2 protein-coding genes are annotated in these 1487 nt (G+C 61.5%); both read right to left on the bottom strand.

The window, feature by feature from the left end; translation table 11 throughout:
* Positions 1 to 137: 137 nt before the first annotated feature.
* Positions 138 to 770, bottom strand: a complete 633-nt coding sequence (locus E1J61_RS36645; RefSeq protein WP_133098632.1) for a hypothetical protein — start codon at positions 768 to 770, stop codon at positions 138 to 140.
* A 4-nt stretch (positions 771 to 774) separates the two neighbouring features.
* The gene (locus tag E1J61_RS36640; protein WP_133098631.1) at positions 775 to 996 is read right to left on the bottom strand and encodes a DUF2188 domain-containing protein; all 222 of its coding nucleotides are present in this window, start codon (positions 994 to 996) and stop codon (positions 775 to 777) included.
* Between the last annotated feature and the right edge of the window lie 491 nt (positions 997 to 1487).

Genomic DNA, 1487 nt, shown 5'->3' with positions numbered 1-1487 from the left:
AACTCTTCGCTGTCCTCGCCGAAATAGTGAGCTTCGAGAAGAAGAAAAAAGGTGGTGGCGGACATGGAGGCTTCCGTATCGATACTGTATATTCATACAGTATACTGTATGAATATACAGCTCAGCACGGTTTAGCCCTAGCGGCGAAATCGTCCAGGCGGGGTGGCGCCTGGACGTTTGATCTTCAGCCAGTCATACGACAGCCCGCCTCTATAGGCGCTGCCGGCGCGCTTGGCCACTACGCCCTCCAGGCCCAACGCAAGTACCTGCCGGTAGAGCCAAGCGCCGTCGTCTACCTCGCTCACATACAGCAGGCCCACGGTCACGCCGCGCAACAAGTCGCACAGCGCCTTCTTTCTCTTCTCGATGGGCCAATCTCGAATGTCCTGGCCACGCAGGACCAACAGGTCGAAAGCACACAGGGCCACCGACGGGGCACCACGATACCAACGCTTGCGCATGGCACGCTCATGCAGGGCATTGAAGTCCGCTCGCCCAATGTCGTCCAGCACCACGACCTCGGCGTCGAGGATGCAGCCGGCCTGCAGCGCTTCCAGCGGCTCGTGTAACTCGGGAAACCAGCGAGTGGCGTCGCCACCGCCGCGCACGCGCAGGGCTGGCGGGCTCGTACGCGCCAGCATGCGGTAGCCATCGTACTTTAGCTCGTAGTGCCAGTCGCCCGCGCGCGGCAGCGTGGCGCTGCGCCTAGCCAGCATCAGGGGAAACGAGGCTAGGCCCAGGTCCGCAGCGGCGGCCAGCCGCCCAGACATGGCCTCAGCCCTTCACGTTGCGAGGATCATGGCCGAAGCTGTTACGCTCTCGGATCTGGGCATCTCGACCATGGATCAACAGTTCGACCTTGTCGCGCTTGGCGCGCTCTGTGCCAGCGGCAATGGCCGCATCTTGCGTAGCGTGCAGAGTACGGTCGGCCTTGCAACCGAACTCGACTGCCCAGCCATCCTCGGCTGGTACAACGTGGACATTCTTCCCAGGCATGATGGTCGTCCTCGCAGGAAGCGAATGAAATCAGTCTGGATCGTGGGCGCTCGCCTCGGTATCGGCCAAAGTCCTACAGCGTCCATGGGCGAGATTGAGTGAAATGGTCGCACCCTCACATTCGCTAAAGATCACATGGGGTGATCTGGTCGCGCTGTCGTTTGTAATGTCCTAGAGCTTCGCCAGCCCAGCCACGTCAGCAACGGATAAACACCATGCCGCTCGGAGGCGGCTTGGATCTACCTAACTGTCGCTGCGTTCACGCTGCTGCTTTCACTGCGGGGGTGATTTGGTCGCGCATCGGCCCCAGCGTGAGGTGTTTTGGTCGCGTCCTCCGCGCAGATGGGGTGATTTGGTCGCGCCCTATCCAAGAGTGCCTCCTGCGGCACATACGAGTAGCGGGGTGAATTGGTCGCGCCCACCCCCAGTGCGAGGTGAAATGGTCGCGCTGCAGAAGTATGGGGTGAAATGGTCGCGCCCCAGCGTGGGGG

The sequence above is a fragment of the Cupriavidus sp. L7L genome, from assembly GCF_004353535.1.
In the GTDB taxonomy this organism is placed as follows: domain Bacteria; phylum Pseudomonadota; class Gammaproteobacteria; order Burkholderiales; family Burkholderiaceae; genus Cupriavidus; species Cupriavidus oxalaticus_A.
The sequence above is the reverse complement of the archived record's forward strand: the minus strand, read 5'-3'. Positions and strand labels throughout refer to the sequence as shown.

Bases quoted from the DNA above. Each gene is read 5' to 3' on its own strand.
- E1J61_RS36640 (WP_133098631.1), bottom strand. From the start codon at position 996: ATGCCTGGGAAGAATGTCCACGTTGTACCAGCCGAGGATGGCTGGGCA.
- E1J61_RS36645 (WP_133098632.1), bottom strand. From the start codon at position 770: ATGTCTGGGCGGCTGGCCGCCGCTGCGGACCTGGGCCTAGCCTCGTTT.